At 42.9% G+C, this 18,156-nt stretch carries 21 protein-coding genes; 10 read left to right on the top strand and 11 right to left on the bottom strand.

The features are described from left to right. Positions 1-204: 204 nt before the first annotated feature. Positions 205-945 carry a hypothetical protein gene (locus EO98_RS11510; RefSeq protein WP_048136946.1) on the bottom strand — a complete coding sequence of 247 codons (741 nt, stop codon included), beginning with the start codon at positions 943-945 and terminating at the stop codon, positions 205-207. A gap of 152 nt (positions 946-1,097) precedes the next feature. On the opposite strand from EO98_RS11510, the gene EO98_RS11505 reads away from it, so the two are divergent. Further along, positions 1,098-1,319 carry a DUF5320 domain-containing protein gene (locus EO98_RS11505; RefSeq protein ID WP_048134875.1) on the top strand — a complete coding sequence of 74 codons (222 nt, stop codon included), beginning with the start codon at positions 1,098-1,100 and terminating at the stop codon, positions 1,317-1,319. A gap of 260 nt (positions 1,320-1,579) precedes the next feature. Here the strand turns inward: EO98_RS11505 and EO98_RS11500 are convergent, their stop codons facing one another. The 4 genes from EO98_RS11500 to EO98_RS11485 form a co-directional block, all read right to left on the bottom strand. Next, entirely contained in the window at positions 1,580-2,095 is a 516-nt protein-coding gene (locus EO98_RS11500) for a ferritin (protein WP_048136944.1), read from the bottom strand. Between the two features lie 55 nt (positions 2,096-2,150). Next, positions 2,151-2,588, bottom strand: a complete 438-nt coding sequence (locus tag EO98_RS11495) for a universal stress protein (protein ID WP_048136942.1) — start codon at positions 2,586-2,588, stop codon at positions 2,151-2,153. Positions 2,589-2,622: 34 nt separating this feature from the next. Continuing rightward, positions 2,623-3,084 carry a universal stress protein gene (locus EO98_RS11490; RefSeq protein ID WP_048136940.1) on the bottom strand — a complete coding sequence of 154 codons (462 nt, stop codon included), beginning with the start codon at positions 3,082-3,084 and terminating at the stop codon, positions 2,623-2,625. Between the two features lie 138 nt (positions 3,085-3,222). Beyond that, positions 3,223-3,675, bottom strand: coding sequence for a universal stress protein (locus EO98_RS11485; RefSeq protein ID WP_048136938.1), 453 nt, complete (start codon positions 3,673-3,675; stop codon positions 3,223-3,225). A gap of 151 nt (positions 3,676-3,826) precedes the next feature. On the opposite strand from EO98_RS11485, the gene EO98_RS11480 reads away from it, so the two are divergent. Beyond that, positions 3,827-4,792 (top strand): hypothetical protein, encoded by a 966-nt coding sequence (locus EO98_RS11480; RefSeq protein WP_235283976.1) that lies wholly within the window; start codon positions 3,827-3,829, stop codon positions 4,790-4,792. Beyond that, on the top strand, positions 4,789-5,046 hold the full coding sequence (locus EO98_RS11475; protein WP_048136935.1) for a hypothetical protein: 258 nt from the start codon (positions 4,789-4,791) through the stop codon (positions 5,044-5,046). The genes EO98_RS11480 and EO98_RS11475 overlap by 4 nt, the downstream gene beginning before the upstream one ends. A 112-nt stretch (positions 5,047-5,158) precedes the next feature. On the opposite strand, the gene EO98_RS11470 is transcribed toward EO98_RS11475, so the two are convergent. Together EO98_RS11470 and EO98_RS11465 are read right to left on the bottom strand one after the other, a co-directional pair. Next, entirely contained in the window at positions 5,159-5,818 is a 660-nt protein-coding gene (locus tag EO98_RS11470) for a TfuA-related McrA-glycine thioamidation protein (protein ID WP_235283428.1), read from the bottom strand. Beyond that, positions 5,815-7,089, bottom strand: a complete 1,275-nt coding sequence (locus tag EO98_RS11465; RefSeq protein WP_048136931.1) for a YcaO-related McrA-glycine thioamidation protein — start codon at positions 7,087-7,089, stop codon at positions 5,815-5,817. The genes EO98_RS11470 and EO98_RS11465 overlap by 4 nt, the downstream gene beginning before the upstream one ends. Before the next feature lie 221 nt (positions 7,090-7,310). Between EO98_RS11465 and EO98_RS11460 the strand changes: the two genes are divergently transcribed. The 7 genes from EO98_RS11460 (at position 7,311) to EO98_RS11435 (ending at position 15,012) form a co-directional block, all read left to right on the top strand. Further along, complete coding sequence (locus tag EO98_RS11460) at positions 7,311-7,520, top strand: DUF2892 domain-containing protein (RefSeq protein ID WP_369799044.1); 210 nt, start codon at positions 7,311-7,313, stop codon at positions 7,518-7,520. A gap of 317 nt (positions 7,521-7,837) precedes the next feature. Beyond that, a complete protein-coding gene (locus EO98_RS17925; protein WP_082098587.1) occupies positions 7,838-8,074 on the top strand; it encodes a hypothetical protein in 237 nt (78 codons plus the stop codon). A gap of 1,748 nt (positions 8,075-9,822) precedes the next feature. After that, the gene (locus EO98_RS11450) at positions 9,823-10,275 is read left to right on the top strand and encodes a hypothetical protein (RefSeq protein ID WP_048136925.1); all 453 of its coding nucleotides are present in this window, start codon (positions 9,823-9,825) and stop codon (positions 10,273-10,275) included. A gap of 247 nt (positions 10,276-10,522) precedes the next feature. After that, complete coding sequence (locus tag EO98_RS11445; protein ID WP_048136923.1) at positions 10,523-11,257, top strand: endonuclease/exonuclease/phosphatase family protein; 735 nt, start codon at positions 10,523-10,525, stop codon at positions 11,255-11,257. Positions 11,258-11,848: 591 nt separating this feature from the next. Next, a complete protein-coding gene (locus EO98_RS11440) occupies positions 11,849-14,161 on the top strand; it encodes a heavy metal translocating P-type ATPase (protein WP_156161122.1) in 2,313 nt (770 codons plus the stop codon). A 4-nt stretch (positions 14,162-14,165) separates the two neighbouring features. Next, positions 14,166-14,294, top strand: a complete 129-nt coding sequence (locus EO98_RS19430; RefSeq protein ID WP_255350277.1) for a hypothetical protein — start codon at positions 14,166-14,168, stop codon at positions 14,292-14,294. 169 nt (positions 14,295-14,463) lie between these two features. Next, positions 14,464-15,012, top strand: coding sequence for a cytochrome c (locus tag EO98_RS11435; RefSeq protein ID WP_156161121.1), 549 nt, complete (start codon positions 14,464-14,466; stop codon positions 15,010-15,012). 131 nt (positions 15,013-15,143) lie between these two features. On the opposite strand, the gene EO98_RS11430 is transcribed toward EO98_RS11435, so the two are convergent. The 4 genes from EO98_RS11430 to EO98_RS11420 all read right to left on the bottom strand — a co-directional run bounded on the left by EO98_RS11430 (position 15,144) and on the right by EO98_RS11420 (position 18,141). Continuing rightward, positions 15,144-15,323 (bottom strand): PLD nuclease N-terminal domain-containing protein, encoded by a 180-nt coding sequence (locus EO98_RS11430; protein WP_235283426.1) that lies wholly within the window; start codon positions 15,321-15,323, stop codon positions 15,144-15,146. Between the two features lie 215 nt (positions 15,324-15,538). After that, positions 15,539-16,870 carry an MFS transporter gene (locus EO98_RS11425; RefSeq protein WP_048136917.1) on the bottom strand — a complete coding sequence of 444 codons (1,332 nt, stop codon included), beginning with the start codon at positions 16,868-16,870 and terminating at the stop codon, positions 15,539-15,541. Between the two features lie 105 nt (positions 16,871-16,975). Continuing rightward, entirely contained in the window at positions 16,976-17,152 is a 177-nt protein-coding gene (locus EO98_RS18500; protein ID WP_156161120.1) for a hypothetical protein, read from the bottom strand. 182 nt (positions 17,153-17,334) lie between these two features. Continuing rightward, entirely contained in the window at positions 17,335-18,141 is an 807-nt protein-coding gene (locus tag EO98_RS11420) for a bifunctional 2-polyprenyl-6-hydroxyphenol methylase/3-demethylubiquinol 3-O-methyltransferase UbiG (protein WP_048136915.1), read from the bottom strand. Between the last annotated feature and the right edge of the window lie 15 nt (positions 18,142-18,156).

Here is an 18,156-nt window from a genome sequence, read left to right as displayed (position 1 = left end):
ATTATTTAATATATATGTTTATTGGTGATAACCTGACAAGATCCGAGCTCTAATTTATAGTTTTTGGAAAACAGCTTCCAGTAAGCAGGTCCTATAAAAGACTGAAAAGAGAAGAAGTCCGATATAATAATCAGGATGAAAGAGACTGATAAAACCTCAGAATAAAAAGGAAAATGAACAAAGAAATAAATCAAGTTTTCCTGTTCAGGACTGTTCGTATAGTCCTAGTGTGCTCAGTGTTAGGGCAGTTGCGTTTATGTCGTCTTCTTTGTTTCCCCAGGCCCCGCTTTCACGGGCTTTTCCAAGGAGCCATTCAATAGAATCTCCAACTTCTTTTTTGAAACCTGCAAGTAGGAGAGCCTGGATTGCCAGATTGCTTGTGGAAATATGCTCCCAGCCTCCGTCCTGTCCTTTTTTTGAAAGGACCCACTCAGCCCTTTCCCGGATAAAAACCTCAAAATCCCTGTTTCCTGTCAGGTTTTCCTGTTTTTTGAGGGCTGTGATTATAAGGGAAGTAGTACCAACCTGCTCCCAGGCAGGACCGTAGTTTTCATATAACCAGTTACATCCTTCCCTATCAGAAATTTCCATCTCTGCAAGGGCCCCAAGACTATAGGCAGTATCATAGACGTCTTCGTTCCATGAGCCTCCTTTTTCCATGGAACGCAGCCACTTTTCCGGTGCCCTGAATATAATTCCTTCAGCAGAAAGGGCTGAACAGGCCCTTGCCGTATCTCTTATTGAGGAGTTCCAGCAGTCACCTTCTTTTTTACGGATTAAACGGGTAATATAGGGGTTCGGGAGTCCCCATAAAGCATGAGCCGATACTGTACTTGCAAGTTCCTTTACGGACTGAATTTGCTGGGCTGAGAGCCATTCGAAGCCCTTTTTCACGATTTCGAATTCCATGCTGCTTGACATTTCTGGGTGCTTTTCAGACTCCATATATTAAAACCTGACCGAAAACCTGATCGGGACCGTTTTAGCCTGCTTTCAGGTAATTGCCTCTCGGAGGTTGATACATATATATAAATCCATATGCAGCTTTTGAATAGAAAGTCTAATAGAAAGTCAATTTACGGAGGAGAAACTTACAAATGCCAGGTGGAGACGGTACCGGTCCTGCAGGTAAGGGTCCGGGGATAGGCAGAAGTAATGAAGGTAAAGAACGGTGCAGGGGCAGGAGTGCAAAAGCTTCGGGCGGTCCCGGAGGTATGTGTATCTGCCCACAGTGCGGGCTTGAAATTCCTCACACGCCGGGAGTACCCTGCACTGAAGTGGAATGTGGACGGTGTGGGAACCCTATGAACAGGAAATGATCTGGAAAAATGGGGACCCCTTTTGAATATTAGATCCCCAAAACTAAGTACAGGCAGCATTACAGGTATTATCTCTCAAAATTACAGGTATTATCTCTCAAACAGCCTGCCTCAAACAATATGGTTTCTTATCAAAGAAGAGCTGCGGAAATAACATCCCGTAGCCTCTCAAATTACATTAACCTGAAGTTCTTTTTTGAAAATCAAAATATTTCCGAGACTTTTGCCCAGATTTTTGCTCTCACTCAGATTTTTTGCTCTCAGATACTTTCTTCCTCATCTTTGGGAGGGTGCCTCTTTGCCAGGTCAGCATCAAGTGCCGACAAAGCGTCTTTGTTTTCACCGGCATTTTTCAATTTATCAATAATCTCGTTGTCGTTTTCTTCCTCTTCGACCTGCTCTTTGACATACCACTGCAGGAAAGAAACTGTTGTTTCATCTTTTTCCGAACGGGCAAGGTCCACCAGGTCGTTGATTGAGCGGGTAACGAACTGTTCGTGTTGCAGGGTCTTCTGGAACATTTCCATCGGTGTCCCGAATTCCATAGGTGGCTCCTTGATTTCCTTTAACCTCACTCTTCCTTCTTGCCTGTTGATGTAATCAAAGAGTTTCATCCCATGGATGGTCTCTTCACGGACCTGGACCTTGAACCAGTGGGAAAACCCTGGCAGTCCAATGGATGAGCTGTATGCCGACATAGCAAGGTAAAGGTAAGACGAGTACAGTTCCCTGTTAATCTGTTCATTCAGCGCTTCTTCCATCTTTTCGTTCAGCAATATTTTCCCCTCACTTTGAATCCTATTCGGTGTTATGTTTTGCCTGTCATCCTTTTCAGAGGCAGGGTGCGCGCACGACCAGCACCTCGGCTTTTGCATGCCTTACGACTTTTTCCGTAACTCCTCCGAGCAGGAACCGGTCAATTCCGGCTTTTCCCTGTGTCCCCATCACAATCATATCAATGTCATTCTTTTCCGCAAAATTCAGAATTTCCTGAGCAGGGTTACCCTGCAGCAGGACCAAATTCACCGTAACGCCGTTTTCTCTTCCCATTTCTTCTATCTCAGCAACAGCTTCACTTCCTTCTTTTCCTATCTCCCAGTCATAACTTTCGGGCATAATAGGAGAACAGCAGGAAATGCCGGCTACATATACGGCATAGATCTCAGCTCCGGTATTCCTTGCAATTTCAAGCCCTGAGCAGGCTGCACTTTTTGCGTTTTCCGAGCCGTCGGTTGCAAGCAGAATTTTCCTGTAGGGTTTTCGTTTCATAAGCCTCCCCCTGTGTAGTTCCCTTATTGTGGACTCAGGTTTTTCCCTGTCCCTTCCCGTGTACTACAAGCACCGGGACTTTTGCGTTCCTGACGACTTTTTCGGAGACGCTCCCAAGCAGGAAGCGTTCGGCATCTGTTTTCCCGAGCGAGCCCACGACAATCATATCAACGCCCTGCTTTTCTGCAAAATTAAGGATTTTTTCAGCCGGATGCCCTTCCAGGATTGCAAATTCCACATCAACGCCTGCTGCTTCTGCAGCCTCCTCCACTGCAGCGGTCATTTCGAGCCCGAAAGTCTTAAACTGTTCTTCCATTGCAGTTTTCAATTTAGGGTCCCATTTTCCGGCTGGATAGCAGGTATTATCAATAACATACAGGGCATACGCTTTTCCCTGGCTCAGCCTTGTAATTTCCATCCCGGCACTTACTGCCTGCGCCCCGTTTTCCGAGCCGTCAGTTGCTATCAGGATTTTTGTGTAAAAATCGCTTTTCATTCCCTCTTCTCCCCCATTTAACTCATTTCCTCAATGCTTTAACTTTGCTTTCTGGTCTATGGACATCAGACCGTCCTTTTTTCTTTCGATTTTCTTCTCTGTTTTCCTCTCTGGAATTCCTTTCTGGAATTTCTCTTCTCATGTATCCCGTCCTCGGACAACCAGGACCGGGCCTTTTGCGTTCCTGAATACGTTTTCGGATACACTGCCTATCAGGAAACGTTCTATCCCGCTTTTTCCAAGAGAGCCAACGATGATCAGGTCTACTCCGTTCTTTTCTGCAAAATTGACAATTTCTTCTGCTGGATGCCCTTCGAGAAGGGTGGGTTCTACCTGCAAGCCTGCGTTTTTTGCAGTTTTTTCCACGTAAGAAACGGCTTCTTCTCCAAGCTCCCTGAACCGGTCATACATTGCCTCTTCCCACTCCATATCTTCAGGAGCCGAAGAATAAATCGATCTGTCTATAACGCAGACAGCATAAATTTTTGCTCCGCTCAGGCGAGCGAGCTCAATTGCGGCATCTGCAGCTTTTCTGGCACTTTCAGAGCCATCGGTTGCAATTACAATTTTTCTATAAAGTCTGCTCTCCATAATCCAGCCCCCTATATTTTATCCCCTATCTGAATATAAGTGCGTTCATATTAATAATTTTCATCTAATAATTCTCAGGGAAAGGGATAGCTGCCCATAAAGACAAAAAGTATATACTTCTCAATACAATTAATGAAGAGGGGGATATGCCTTGGGAAAACAGGGAATTAAACTAACCCAAATGCTAATTTTGATGTCCATTATCCTCCTTTTTGCCTCAGGAAGCGGCTGCGTCCGGAGTTTTGAGGAGGAAAGCTATTACAACATCAAAGATATGGACATCTCAGCAGACCTTGCAGGGACTTCTTTTGTAGACCTCAATGTCACGACCTACGTAGAAAAATATCAGGGGGATACAGAGAAAAATGCCTCTCTTCTTCTGAAAGTTTACAGCAGGGAGAGCGGGCTGCTTGAAGTACAGGAGGAAGTAAAGCTCGGAAAGCTGAAAAAAGGAGAAACAAAAGCCGTAAGCCAGAGCCTGAGCCTGCCTAAGACCGGCGGATATAATATACGTTCAGTTCTCTTTGAAGAAGATACCCAGAAGGGCAGCGGAGAAATCAATGTCTACAACCTGGATTTTCTGCCTGCTGACGTGCAGGACATAGGGCTTGAAATTTCCGAAATGGATTTCAGGGTCAGGAAGGTGGAAGACCGAAAAGTCCTCATTGAAAGCGATATCTATCTGACAAACGAGGGCAAGAAAACCAGTCAGGATCTTCGTATGCTTGTCAAGGTCCGGGAAATGGACGCGGGGCTCCTTGCAGATAAGGTCTGGATCCGGACAGGGAAAATCAAACCCGAAACAACAGTTATCCGGAGTGTCAACCTGACCATGCCGGACCAGTACAACTACGTTGTCGAAGTGCTGATCTGGAACAATGATACTATTGTCAGGCGCGGAGAAGATTATATCCAGCTCAACCCGGAAGTTGAGGTTAAAGATCAGACTTCCACGAAAACAAAGGAGATTCAGACCAGCGAATTTGAAATTGTCGATGAAAATGAAATGGTCCCTGAAGAGGAATACGCTGAAGAAGAATCAACTCCCGGATTCAGCCTGTTTCTGTCAGCAGTCCTGCTCTGTTCGGCAGTAGTTCTAAGGAGGCGGTTTGGATGAGTGAAACAGAAGAGATCAACTCAGAGACAAAAGATGTAAAAGGGTCTGACCTCGGGGAGAACTTCAAGAAAGGAGTTTTTTTGATTGCCATGCTGCTACTGCTTGTGGCAACCTTCAAGCTCTATTCCTCCATAACGCGGGTAATCGAGATCTGGTTCGAGTATCAGTATATCCCCATTTTCACGGCTGTGTATAATTTTATTGTCCTGCTCGTCAGCCTGTACATCATCAGGCTGTACATAATAAAGCGCTGAAATTTACCTGAAAAGCTGAAAACAGCCCTGAATTATTAAAGGAGATCCTTGAAGATATCTGAAAAAAAAGGTTTGAAGAGCCGAAACCGTTGATTTGAGGAGACCTTAAGTCTCAGGCCTCTTCAATAAGCTTTTTTACGGTTTCAAGCACAAGAACCGCATCCTGCCTTTTTAAATCAACTTCGCTGTTAATGCAAAAATCAAGAAGGCTCTTCCTTTTTTCTTCCTGTATCAGGCCTTTTTTTGCCCCTTCTTTTGTAAGCCCGAGGTAGCTTCGGTCAGGGTAGTAAGTATTGATTGCAAGTTCCAGAAGGCCATCGTGCTCTTTTTCACTTATAAGCCCGGTAGCGAGAGCGGCTTTAAGGGTTTCCCGGATATTTACCAGGGGGACGGAGATGGGTTCAAACGTATCAGGATTGGTGCTTACAGCCACCTCGTCGTCAGACTCGATAACCCCGTCCCTGTACCACTCGTAAACCTTTCCAACTCCTATCATGCCGTGTGTGTCCAGTTCAGAAGCCCTCAGGGCTCCCATACTGGCACCACCCACAACCTTTATTCCTGCATTAAGGGCAGATATGATTTCTCTGTGCCCTACTGCAGCCCGGTCAAAGAAAATCCCGTCTATGATTCCCATGACCTTATACCCCTGCTGGACAAACTTTTCCAGCTGGAACCTGCGTACAGGGGGCTGGTAGTTTGCCCTGAGGATTTTTTTCGCATCCTCATGTCTTATGCTGTTACCGGTAAAGATAACTGCTCTTTCTTTCATCTTCTTTTCCACGGCTTTTCGTTTTTGTTTCTGGAAAATTCTTTCTTCTTCCCGGCGGTAATTCTTTTTCCTCTACGGTCACGGTCGATTGTGAAAAGTTCAAAGCCCGGAATGATTACCCTGACTACAGGTACTGCAATTTCCTCTCTTGAGAGGTCAACGACAAGCACCTTTTCGACAAGGCCCTTTAGCTTTTCAAGTATTACGTCGATGTTTTCTGAGGGGCTCTTTCCGGAGAGGTCCTTCACTTCGGAAAGGGAAATTTTTTCTCCTTCTTCGAACCAGAACCAGTTCAGGCGCTTCATGCGGTCATAACCTACGCTCCTGATAAAGCCCTCCCTGTCCGTGTCTTCCCTTGCGCCCTGAATCTGAACAACCCTCGACTGTGCAGCTTCCGTTATTGCTCTTGCAATTGCGATCTCAGGTTTAAGGTGGGAGCCTGCTCCCATGACCAGAAGAGCCGGGTCTTTCAGTTTTGCATCATCAGTTGCTGCAATAACTGTCGGGATTCCGGTATCAGTCGGGACAAGCCAGATCTTGAGTTCGACTCCGGCATCTTTGAATTTTTGGGCAAGCTCGTAAAGGTACCCGTCTTCTTCGGTCAGCACTATCTCTTTTCCAAGGTCACGGGAAAACTGGGCTGTGCTGATGGCATCTCTTTCTATAACTTCAAGAAGCCCATGCAGGATAGCTTCCTCAAGGGTGTTTCCTGAAGCCAGACCATTGGTATTGCTCAGGAAAAGTTTCTGGCACTGCCCGGGCGCATCGTAGGGATGGTAAACCGCATTGGCGCTTACGAATACCTCTTCCCCGCTCATCAAATCATATGCTCCGACCCACTCTATGAGGGAGCTGGGGTTAAAAGGCTGGGCCAGAAGCAAGGAACTGGGGTCAATCACACTGCAGTTTTCCATGGCATTTAAGTAAGATTCAACAAGAGCCGGGGCAGAAATCCCGCCTCCAATGTTTGCGTTTATACCGGGCCTTTCAGCCAGACAGCGCTCAAAACTCTCCATTATTGCCGAAATCCGGGCTCTTTGCTCGGTTGAGCCCTTGCCTGAGTAGATGCTGATCGCTCCCGGAGCGGCACTGGGGCGGATTGCCGAGAAGATCGGAATTCCGAGCCTGTCCAGGTTTGTAATATCTGCAATTCGGGTGACACCTATCTTTTTTATCTGATCTTTGGTGTTTTCAAGGGTCGTGGCTTCATCATACACACGCTGTGTGCCTTCGAGGTATGGGAGTGACCTGTCAATTTTTATCTCGGGCATAGTTAGAAACCTTCTCATCTCTTGTTATATATTTTGTGATTTTTTGGGAATTTACGGGCTATTTACAGGGATTTTCAGCTTCCCCTGTGCAGGACTTTTTTGACAAATGAATATTAACAGAATATGAACAGAATACAAACAGAACAACGCTATATATTGCAGGGTTCTATAAGTATGTAATAAGGTTTATAAGGGGGTTTTGTCCGACGGATCTCAAAAAATTGTTTCTGGAAGAAAATGTAGGGGGCTTTGACTTGCTGCTTCGAACCTTGATCGGAGCACTTGGAATTACTGCTCTGGCAATGAATCTCGTGAAATCTTCTCCTTTGAAATGGATCGTTGCCCTGATAGCTTTTACGGGACTTTTCACTTCGATAATCAGGCACTGCACTCCCTATGTTATTCTCGGGATCAATACTGCAAAGAAATAATAAAAAAGAGTTGAGGAGTTTATCCTCATTAGCGGTGCATCGGAGAAATTAATTCTCTGATTTTTTTTTCAGCAGATATTTTGGCTCAAAATTAAATTGTCAAATTATGGTTGATTTCTCTTTGATTTCCCCTGATCTTTTTCTTTGATACATTGTATATATTACCCTAAAGTTCTCTGTTTTTTAATCATTATAAATATATTGCGCAAGCTCATATTTTTTATCCAAACACGGGAATAATTTCTGCCACGTTGCTTTATATATATGTTTAATAATATTCCGTACAATGTGAAATTAACTAAAAAGATGATGGAAAAATGAACGAGACAAAAAGCTGTGAAGTCAGGTGTACAAATTGTAGAAAATGGTTCCGCTCACAAATTGTTCAGTTTGAAGAGGCAGAAACATTTCTGCACGCTGTACTGTACAAAAATGCAGAACCATGCCCATACTGTGATACAATGGTTTCTCACGACAAAGAAATCATGAGATTCTTAGAAAAAGATAGTAGTGGTAAAGTCATTAAAGAAACCAGGTGCATATATAATTTTTAATCTCTGTAGAAATCCTCCTAAATTACAAGTCTCCATTAATTTTATCTGAATTGCCTGATAAATTTTTACTTTAGGACTTACGCACTTGAGATCTAATATTAAGTACAACAGACGTTAAAGTTAAATCCATATTTTATACCGTTGAATGTTTAATACTATTGATTTCCAGTTCAACCGTGTAAGTCCTATACTTCTTTATTTTCGGCTTCTTGAAGCTGATTTATCCTTCTTGAGATGGTACAATTTTGATGCAAGTATTTTCTCTTTTTATCCATTCGGAAAATGTAAGATAGTATAAAACAGTGATTGTGAAAACCGGAATGGAAACACAAATTACAAACGGTATGAAATAACCACAGAAGAACATAAGAGAAAGCAAAATTAGCAAAAATGAAAATATATAATAATTCTCTTGCCGTCGAGTCACTAAATATAATTTTTTATTATGTATCTTAAGTTCGTCTTCCTTTCTAAATTGAATTGAGCTAATCATTTGTTTGAACTTGCGTTCCTTTGGCAGCACCAGCTGTGAAAATGGGACAATAAGTGCTATGCCGATGAATAGTAAACACGCAAGAAGAGAATAAATTGAAATGATTGGTACGTTGTCGAATGCTTGTCTATTGAGTTTGCCGTATACGTTAGAGAATGTTAAAGCATATAACCCAAATATTACAAACATAAATTTTATTAGTGAAAAAAATCGATCCAGATTTTTATTATATATTTCAAATAATTCGCACTCAATTTCTTTTTGTTGATCCAACATGTTGCTGCCCCTTAAGATAAATGGCGGACACATACTTAAATATTTTTAACAGAATTTCAATTTATGTGATTTAACCTGAACTTCCACCACGATTTTTTTGTTTCCGAATTCTCCGGAAGCAGCTTAATGTTTGTACCTGCGTTTATGGCGAAAGCTGCTGTTGATCTTATATCACTTGTAGCCTGTAGAGTTATGTTTAGAAGGATGCAAATTCATTGATTGCAGGAACTTTGATAGGGGCAATTGTGGCAAATATCGTATGATGTTACGAGGGCAAAAGAATGAGTTCAAGACTCTGAACAAACAAGGCAAAACGAAGGCTGCCTGCAGAAAACGGTAGAATTACAATACATCTTAAACCTTCATTGGCAGCAACATGACGGAGGTAAGTCGGACACAGGAAAGGAAGAGATATAAAGAAACTTAAAGATGACCTGGCTAAAAAACAGGAGCAGCTTAAAAGGCTGGCAGAGCAGATTAAAGAGTTCGAAGAGGTAATAATGATAAAAAGAAAGAGAAATAAAAGCAACCTGGTAGATAATGGAATAAAATTAATTGTCCAATGCAACAGCGGAGGACTTTGTATTAAGAACCCTAAAACGATGGCTGATGTAAAATGCATAGGATGCGAGAAAGAAAGTAAACTAGGGAATTAAAATAAATACCTCTAGATATACCTTCAGTCGGGCCGGATTTCGTGAAGCGGAGATTCAACCAGCTGAAGAAATGGCTTGACGAACAATTAACTACACCTGTAATTATAGCTCAATCAGAAAACCAGATAAATGAGCTGAATATATCTATTTTTGAGTCAATCGGGATGTTATAAAGCCCCGGTTTTCCCGGAAACTACGTTCGGTGAAAAATATTACCTGTTCGTTTGACGGAGTTGTTCATACCTATCCTGACTGCAAGTTATTCCGGGCAACATTATAAAGTGGATGAAAAGGTTAATATGTTGTGGTTATATTGATCTTTTATGCCGGATGTTTTATACTCTGAATTTTGTCAGTTATGGGGTTCTTGGAAAAGTGAAGCTGATCAGGCTGAATTTGCTATTGGGCTGATTAGACGTGCTCTTCTTAAGTTTGGTATGAAATGGGATCTTTATAAAAATCATTATGATTTTGATTCAGCGGTAGCGGATGAGATGTTTAGAAACTTTGCAGATTTGTTTATTGATATTTCTGTAGAGGTATCTGAAATATTGCCTGTTGAGTTCGGGTCCGAGCTTTTGAAGCTTTCTATTCTCATGGTTGATGCAGCGAATGGACCAAAGTCTGGGCGTTCCAATGACGACCTTTTAATGAGATATTCTGAATGTGAGAGTAAAGCGAATGAATTTTATTCAAAATTGGTTGAATTTTCTGAACACGTTGCTTTAAAATCGGGTGATTCTAGCAATGTTGGCTTCACTGCCATGACATTTTAACCATTTTTTTCTTTTGGCTTTAAAGAGGTAAATCTAAAAAAATTCCCTTTTTCAAGGGAATTTCTTAAAATTAATTTTTCAGATTTGGTGTTTAGGAATGATTCAAATATAATATCAAGGGTTTTGTTGTCAAGAATGATTATTTGGGGAAATGGAACTATAGATCAATTCCCAAACTGAAATTTAGAAGTTATATTTTTTGCATTCCTTAGTATAACATAGTTCGATTTACTTTCACCAAGGTAATATGAAACTGCTTACGTGGAACATCAATCATCGCACATTCAATAAAATTATTCCATATCACATGGCTAAGGCGATTGCCTCATTGACACCGGATGTCATCGTGCTTACTGAATATGTCCCTGGCTCGTCGCATCAAAGATTCATTGAACAACTTGATTCATATGGATTCACACATCATGTTATATCGAAACGTGCACTCAAAGAAAATCAAGTTTTCATCGTCGCAAATACGACATTGGAGTCAGGGAATATCCTGGCTCCAACAAACATTGAAAAATCAGTTCCTTCAAATGCATTGCATGTTCGCCTACCTCAGAAGGATCTCGACATTCTGGGCCTGCGTGTGCCCATCAATAAACTCAAAATCAAACGCAAAAACTGGGATTGGATTATGACAATCGCAGCAGAGCATAGGGATCGTCCATTTGTGATCATAGGTGATTTCAATACCGACCCCGAATATCAGCCATCCAAATGTGGTGATCGGATAAGCCAACTCGTGGACGAAGGCTGGCAACACGCAATGCCCAAATCAGGTGCAAGTTATTGGGACATTAAAACTGGTAATGGAAAGCGGCTAGACCATGCTTTCATCAGCAGACATTTTGATGTTCTTGGCGCAAAGTACATCACATCGTCAGGTAGCTATGTATTTGCAGGAAATAAATCTGAAGCAATGTCAGATCACGCAGTTCTGCTAATCGAAATTAATATTAAGTCAGGTGATCAACTGTAAGAATCTCTTGGATCGAGCTCTGAATGTGGATCGTTTGCTTATGCATATTCTCGTTTAGTTTTTCTATCTGCTCATCCTTGGTGTGCAGCAGGCCATAAAGTGAAAATCAGTATCAGAAGTTTCTGGAAAAATAGGTCATGTATGACTCCTGATTTCGGTGTATCATGCGCTGCATTTTTATATTTTTTCCGGCCTTGATGAACTCTCTCGTCTTTCTTTTTATTTTATACAATTATCAGATAAATTTATTAGATATGGGGATCTATGTTATAATATGTCGACGTTGTTTGAAGACTTTGGGTCTATTAGTTACATTCCTGCGGATGTAGCTTTCTGGTCTACCGTCTTCCTCGGGGTCGTTTGCTTCATTATGCTCTATTTTTTGATATTCACCGTGCGTCGGGGTATTAAGAGTAAACAAAATTACTAAAGTTTTCTTTTATTACATTTTTATGTTTTCTTTTATTTTCATCTAACTTTTTGAAATCAATTCTATTATTTTTCGATGCAGGACGTTTGATTCCCTTATTTTGAAATATATTAAGAGATAATAGTATCTTAAATAAAATTAAAATTAGGGGCATTGGGGATATGCAGGCTGAAGATAAGGGGATGGACACTGATAGTTCTAAAGTTCAGGTAAATGAGCCTTCTCTTTCCAATGAAGAATATAACTCCGGAAGAGAAATGTCAGGAAATTCCCCTGAATTTCACGACGAAAACAAGAATAAGCCTGCTGAAAATATGCTTCATGAGGGCCATCCGGAAGGTCAAACAGGACATTCCGGAGAGAAAACCCAAATCCATGAGCAGCCTGAAGGAATGAAACCTCAAGGCCATGAGCAACATGAAGGAATGAAGCATCAGGGGCATGAAATGCCCGGGAGAAAAGGCCATGAAGATCATCATGCTCATATGCTTGCAGATTTCAGAAAAAGGTTCATTGTTTCTTTTATACTGACCTTCCCGGTTTTGCTGTTCTCTCCCATGATTCAGGGCTTTTTTGGTTTTGAGCTTCGCGTCCCCGGTGCGGATATTCTTATCTTTTTGCTGTCCTCGGTCGTTTATTTTTACGGCGGCTACCCCTTTCTCAAGGGGATAAAAGACGAGCTTGCAGAGAAATCTCCGGGAATGATGACCCTCATAGCCGTTGCTATCAGCGTGGCTTATTTTTACAGCTCTGCTGTGGTTTTAGGGCTTCCCGGCGGAGTCTTTTTCTGGGAACTGGTGACCCTTATCGATGTAATGCTGCTCGGGCACTGGCTGGAGATGCGTTCGGTAATGGGGGCTTCAAGAGCCCTTGAAGAGCTGGTAAAGATCATGCCCTCGGTTGCTCACCTGAAGAAAAACGGCGAAACCATTGACGTGGGGGTTGACCGGTTAAAAATAGGAGATCAGGTTCTGGTCAAGCCAGGGGAAAAGATTCCTGTTGATGGAACCGTTACTGAAGGGATGAGCAGTGTCAACGAATCCATGCTCACAGGTGAGTCAAAACCTGTCACGAAAAAGCCGGGAAATGGGGTCATAGGCGGTTCGATTAACGGGGAGGCAGCTTTTGTTGTGGAGGTCAAAAAAACAGGAAAGGACACCTACCTCAACCAGGTTGTCGAACTTGTCAGAACAGCCCAGGAGAGCAAATCAAAAACTCAGGACCTGGCAAACAGGGCTGCTATGTACCTTACGATCATAGCCCTGACTGCGGGCGCTCTCACATTTATCCTCTGGAGCTTCTCCGGTCAGGAACTTGTTTTTGCTTTGGAGAGAGCAGTTACTGTAATGGTTATTACCTGCCCGCATGCCCTTGGGCTTGCAATTCCTCTGGTGGTTGCAGTTTCAACATCTATTGCCGCAAAATCAGGGCTTCTGATCAGGGACCGGCAGGCGTTTGAAAAAGCCCGCAGCCTTGAAGCTGTAATCTTTGATAAAACTGGCACCCTCACTGAAGGCCGGTTTGGAGTAACGGATTTAGTTTCTCTCTCAGGTGAAGATGACAAAAAGAATGACAAAAAGAATGACAAAAAGAATGACAAAAATAATGACAAAAAGATCCTCAGCCTCGCAGCTTCCCTTGAAGCAAGTTCGGAACACCCGATTGCAAGAGGAATCCTTGAGAGCGCCAGGGAAAAAGGAATCGAGCCTTCTCAGGTCGAAAAGTTCAGTTCCATTCCGGGAAAAGGAATAGAGGGCATAATTGATGGCAAGAAATTCCTGTTAGTAAGCCCGGGCTACCTTGAAGAAAAAGGAATCAGCCTGAATGACGGGAAAATTGAATCTGAGAAAATTGAAGAAATTAAGGAGCAGGGAAAAACCGTTGTATTTCTGCTTGAAGGAGAGAAAGTGCTTGGAGCCCTTGCACTTGCCGATATTATCAGGAAAGAGTCAAGGGAAGCAATCTCAAAGCTCAAAGGAATGGGCATAAAATGCCTGATGCTTACCGGGGACAACCGCTATGTTGCTGCCTGGGTAGCCCGGGAACTGGAGCTTGACGACTACTTTGCGGAAGTCCTTCCTCACGAAAAGGCAGCAAAGGTCATGGAAGTCCAGAAGCAGTACGTTACCGGAATGGTCGGAGATGGGGTCAATGACGCCCCTGCCCTTGCCCAGGCGGATGTGGGAATAGCTATCGGGGCAGGCACGGATGTTGCAATCGAAACCGCCGATATCGTGCTGGTTAAAAACGATCCCGGAGATGTGTTGTACATTATTGAGCTTTCCAGAAAAACTTACTCCAAGATGTACCAGAACCTGCTCTGGGCAACCGGGTATAATGTTTTTGCAATTCCGCTTGCAGCAGGAGTACTCTATGGATACGGTATCTTACTGAGCCCTGCCGTGGGTGCGGTTCTCATGAGCTTGAGTACCGTGATCGTAGCTATAAATGCAAGAGCTTTAAAGATGGGGTAATTTTATGTTTGGAATAATTCGCGGTTTGATGAAAATGCTGGCTCTGGCAGCACTGATTTCTGCAGGTGTCAGATTCGTCTCAAAGCATGTAAGGGGAAAAAAGAAAATAATGAACAGTGAACAGGAAGCCTGATCATTTTGACTGGTCATTTTGACTGGTCATTTTAACTGATTATTTTCACAGATAAACTCAGGTCTGATTTAAAGGGGGTTAAAGCATCGCAGACGGGGAAAGCAAAAGCAATCCGTTCCTGATTATTCTGCTGGTTCTGATAATCGCAGGAATAGCTGTCCTTATTTTTATGTTTTGGGCTATGGGAGGTTTTTATCGTGCAGGGGACGGTTTCTACGGCCGGTCTGATATTTATTCGGAAAACTGGACTTCATATCCTGGAAGAGGTATGTATCCAGGCGGCGGAATGTATCCCGGTAGTGGAATGTATCCGGGAAGGATTTCTACTTCATATAACATAAGTGATTTTGAGTCAAACGGGGAATTAATCTATTATACCGGATTTAACGAAAGCGGTGAGGTTATTGAAATCGAGTATGGTCCTCACTGGCTGTACGTTCACGGAGGGAGCTGCGTTGACTGCCATGGGACTGACGGTAGAGGAGGCTATCCGGTAATGATGGGTTTTGAGGTTCCTCCGGATATCAGGTATGAAAGCCTTGTTTCTGAAGAGCACGAAGAAGAGGAAGAACATCCTCCATACACGGAAGAGACCATCAAAAGGGCAATCAGGGAGGGAATTGATCCTTCAGGTGAGCCTCTTGACCTTACCATGCCCAGGTGGAAGATGACCGATAAAGATGTGGGCGATGTTGTTGAATACCTTAAAACACTTTGAGGGTAAATTCCCTCTCCTTTTTCTCCGGACATTTTGAGGCCCAATCATTCAAATAAGGTCTTTAAAGGCCTTCAAATAGACTTTCATGCTTTTAAACAACCACTCAGGAACCACCTTGATTCTTTCTGGAATTACCTGCCGAGTTCTTTGACTCTTTTAGGTTGTCTGATAAGGTAATAAAGAAAAGCTCCTACAATATATGTAAAAACGATAATAATAACCCAGATAAGGCGCGTATTCCCTTTATCCGTTTCTTTTCGCAGGCAGTCAACAAGGGTCCAGACCCAGAGGATGAAAGAAAGAAGAAACATAAATCCGAATATAATGAGAATAAGGGAATTACCGTACATTTTACTGTTTCCTGTTTTGGTTTTTTATTAGTCCGAAGTTTTTATTATTCCAGGGTTTTATTAATCTGGATTTTTTCAGCCCTTTTCTATTTTCAATATACAGCCCTATTTACTTAAACAGTTTGGTTTTTCGCTTTTTTTTCATTCCATCGTTCTATGGTTTCAAATTATTTTTCTCAGTACTTCAGCTCTTTTTCAAATTGCCTGAGCCTGAAATTGAGTAAAAATACGGTATAAATTACCATACCTGCGAGTAAAAAAGCTCTTCCTGCAAGCAGTTCATATAAAAGCCCGCCGAGGATCAGCCCGGTTATGCTTGCAAGCCCCCCGAAACTGCTGGCAAACCCCTGTATAGTTCCCTGGTAGCTCTTCCCTGCAATTTTTGATAAAAGGGAAAGGAAAGAAGGCCACATAAGCCCGTCACCCAGTGCGAAAAACCCTGTTGCAAGATAGGTCAGGAAGAGGTTTCCGGGGATAAGCAGCAGAAAGTTCGTGCCGAGCATCAGGCTTCCGAATATTATAAGTGAGGCATCTGAATATCTTTTTGAAAGCTTCGGGAGTATAGAACCCTGCACAATTATCAGAAGGCCGCTTAGGACCGTAAAGTAGACCCCCATTTTTGCGATGCCCCAGTCAAGGGCTGCGATTGCATGCAGTGGAAAAGCGGTGTAGAATATATTGAAGCCGAGAAAGATGAGAAAGTAAAGGCCGAGCATATAAGGGATATTCGGGAGCTTTAAAACTTCCCGAAAGGAAGGCTTCCCGGTTTCCCGCGTAGTCCTGCATTCCTTTATCTCGTAGCCAAAGACTTTTCGTATGTCCTCAGCATCGGCAGGTCCTTCAAGAGAACACTCTTTGTTTTCAGGGATATGAAATACGATAAGTGCGGTCCCTATAAGTGATATTACTACTGCGCCCAGTACAGGAGCCGCTTCTCCGTATGCTGTTATGCTCAAAAGCCCGGCAAGGGCAGGGCCCACTATGAACCCGAGGTTTGAGGAAATCGACATTTTTCCGAAATTCCGATTCCTGTCTTTTTCTTCGGTAATGTCTGCCAGGTAAGCGTTGGCTACGGACACATTTCCTCCGGTCAGCCCGTCAAGAGCCCGGGCAAAGAAGAGCACTGCAAGGGGCAGGGTGAAAGCAAAAGCTCCCAGGATTTCGGAGTCTACTTTAAAAAGGGTTACAACCGGAAGAAAAAGAGCTCCGAGAAAGATAATCCAGGAAAGCAGAGTTCCAAGCTGGCTTAAAAGCAGGATCTTTTTACGCCCGTAAATGTCAGACCACCTGCCGAGAATAGGGGCGCCTATGAGCTGGAAAGCAGGATACATGGAACTTGCAAGCCCGTAAATGAAAGCATTGCCTCCAAGCCGGTTCACCAGAAATACAAGGAATGGGAGAACGATACTGAACCCTAGTGTACCTATGAAATTGACAGTAAGGAGGGGGAGAAGGGAGACTTTTTCCCCTGCAGGAGTTTTTGGAATGTTTTCCCTTTCCCCGTTCATCACCTAATATTTCTTAGTTTTCCCAGATAACAGTTTACTCCCATATTCTCAAAAACCTTTTATCAGCTCCTTTTTTTGCATCCAAAGCATTCGAGGTCTTTTTATTTATATATTAGGGCTGAATATGTTTCCCAGAGGTGAAATTTCGAACACTTCTCCGGATTTTGGGTGCTGATAGGCGAAATTTTTCGTATACCATGCCACCAGCAGGGCGCCGCCTCCTCCGATTATCAGAAGCCAGAGGTACCAGCGGTCGGGAATGAGTAGAGCTGAGTATGACAAGGGTGGTTCGAAACCGGTCTCTTCCGGTTGTTTCTTCGTACCTTTTTATGTCCAAGGCTCATTTGACTCCGGGACAAATTTCTATTGGCATGAAAGTGTGCTTAAGAATTTTGGTATGAATTATGACTTGTAAAAATTTGCTATCAAACTCATTTGCCCTTTTAGAACTGCATAAATAATTATTATTCAGTTTTCCACCATAACATCCCGAGTTTCGTTTTTCTTTCATAATATCCATCATTGGAATAAGCATTTACATATTCTTTTATGGTTTCAATATCTTTTTCGGACGGTATTCTATACTTCCCAAGAACATTTGTCCACATGGATAAGGCAGACTCAACCGATCTTCTCATTGTGATATCTGCTATGTGAATGTTCGGATAAATCCCCCTGTGTTCAAGAATGTTTTTTATCATTGTAAACTGGTCGACATTATCCTCCGTAACCCCGAGCTTTTTCCATTCTTCAGCTTCGCCTTCATCATATAGCCCGTGTACAAGACAACAAAAACCCTTTGAAGCCGCAGCCATTCTCTGTACCTGTTCCCAGATGTCGGTAAAATGCCAGAGAGCGTGGCAGCAGACTACAAGGTCAAAAGTATTTCTCAGGTTCTCTATTTCAACTTCCTGCCACAAAGTGGGAATGATACGGATATTGAAAAGGCCTCTTTCCTCTGCATTTTTCAAAAGGTAGTTTGCCATTTCCTCCGCAGGTTCTACGGAAGTAACGGATGAAACCTTCTCTGCAAAAGGAATTGTGACAGCGCCCGGTCCTGCCCCTACGTCCAGAATATTCCAGTCTTTATTTAATAGGCCCTCTGCTTCAAAGAGGGCACGTATCTTTTTTCCATGCTCAAAGTCGCTTGTTGAAATAAAGTCTGAATAATCAGATGCCCGCTGATTCCAGTAATCCGGAGTACATTTTTCATTTGTAGCCCTTAGAGTGTCCGCCCAGAGGGCTTCCCAGTCAACTTTTTTTGTCACCATTCAAACATCCTCATA

The organism is Methanosarcina sp. 2.H.T.1A.6, assembly GCF_000979455.1.
GTDB lineage: Archaea > Halobacteriota > Methanosarcinia > Methanosarcinales > Methanosarcinaceae > Methanosarcina.
The sequence above is the reverse complement of the archived record's forward strand: the minus strand, read 5'-3'. Positions and strand labels throughout refer to the sequence as shown.

Coding starts and splice junctions, on each gene's coding strand:
- EO98_RS11510 (WP_048136946.1), bottom strand. CDS start 945: ATGGAGTCTGAAAAGCACCCAGAAATGTCAAGCAGCATGGAATTCGAA.
- EO98_RS11505 (WP_048134875.1), top strand. CDS start 1,098: ATGCCAGGTGGAGACGGTACCGGTCCTGCAGGTAAGGGTCCGGGGATA.
- EO98_RS11495 (WP_048136942.1), bottom strand. CDS start 2,588: ATGAAACGAAAACCCTACAGGAAAATTCTGCTTGCAACCGACGGCTCG.
- EO98_RS11490 (WP_048136940.1), bottom strand. CDS start 3,084: ATGAAAAGCGATTTTTACACAAAAATCCTGATAGCAACTGACGGCTCG.
- EO98_RS11485 (WP_048136938.1), bottom strand. CDS start 3,675: ATGGAGAGCAGACTTTATAGAAAAATTGTAATTGCAACCGATGGCTCT.
- EO98_RS11475 (WP_048136935.1), top strand. CDS start 4,789: ATGAGTGAAACAGAAGAGATCAACTCAGAGACAAAAGATGTAAAAGGG.
- EO98_RS11470 (WP_235283428.1), bottom strand. CDS start 5,818: ATGAAAGAAAGAGCAGTTATCTTTACCGGTAACAGCATAAGACATGAG.
- EO98_RS11465 (WP_048136931.1), bottom strand. CDS start 7,089: ATGCCCGAGATAAAAATTGACAGGTCACTCCCATACCTCGAAGGCACA.
- EO98_RS17925 (WP_082098587.1), top strand. CDS start 7,838: ATGAACGAGACAAAAAGCTGTGAAGTCAGGTGTACAAATTGTAGAAAA.
- EO98_RS11450 (WP_048136925.1), top strand. CDS start 9,823: ATGCCGGATGTTTTATACTCTGAATTTTGTCAGTTATGGGGTTCTTGG.
- EO98_RS11445 (WP_048136923.1), top strand. CDS start 10,523: ATGAAACTGCTTACGTGGAACATCAATCATCGCACATTCAATAAAATT.
- EO98_RS11440 (WP_156161122.1), top strand. CDS start 11,849: ATGCAGGCTGAAGATAAGGGGATGGACACTGATAGTTCTAAAGTTCAG.
- EO98_RS19430 (WP_255350277.1), top strand. CDS start 14,166: ATGTTTGGAATAATTCGCGGTTTGATGAAAATGCTGGCTCTGGCAGCA.
- EO98_RS11435 (WP_156161121.1), top strand. CDS start 14,464: ATGTTTTGGGCTATGGGAGGTTTTTATCGTGCAGGGGACGGTTTCTAC.
- EO98_RS11430 (WP_235283426.1), bottom strand. CDS start 15,323: ATGTTTCTTCTTTCTTTCATCCTCTGGGTCTGGACCCTTGTTGACTGC.
- EO98_RS11425 (WP_048136917.1), bottom strand. CDS start 16,870: ATGAACGGGGAAAGGGAAAACATTCCAAAAACTCCTGCAGGGGAAAAA.
- EO98_RS11420 (WP_048136915.1), bottom strand. CDS start 18,141: ATGGTGACAAAAAAAGTTGACTGGGAAGCCCTCTGGGCGGACACTCTA.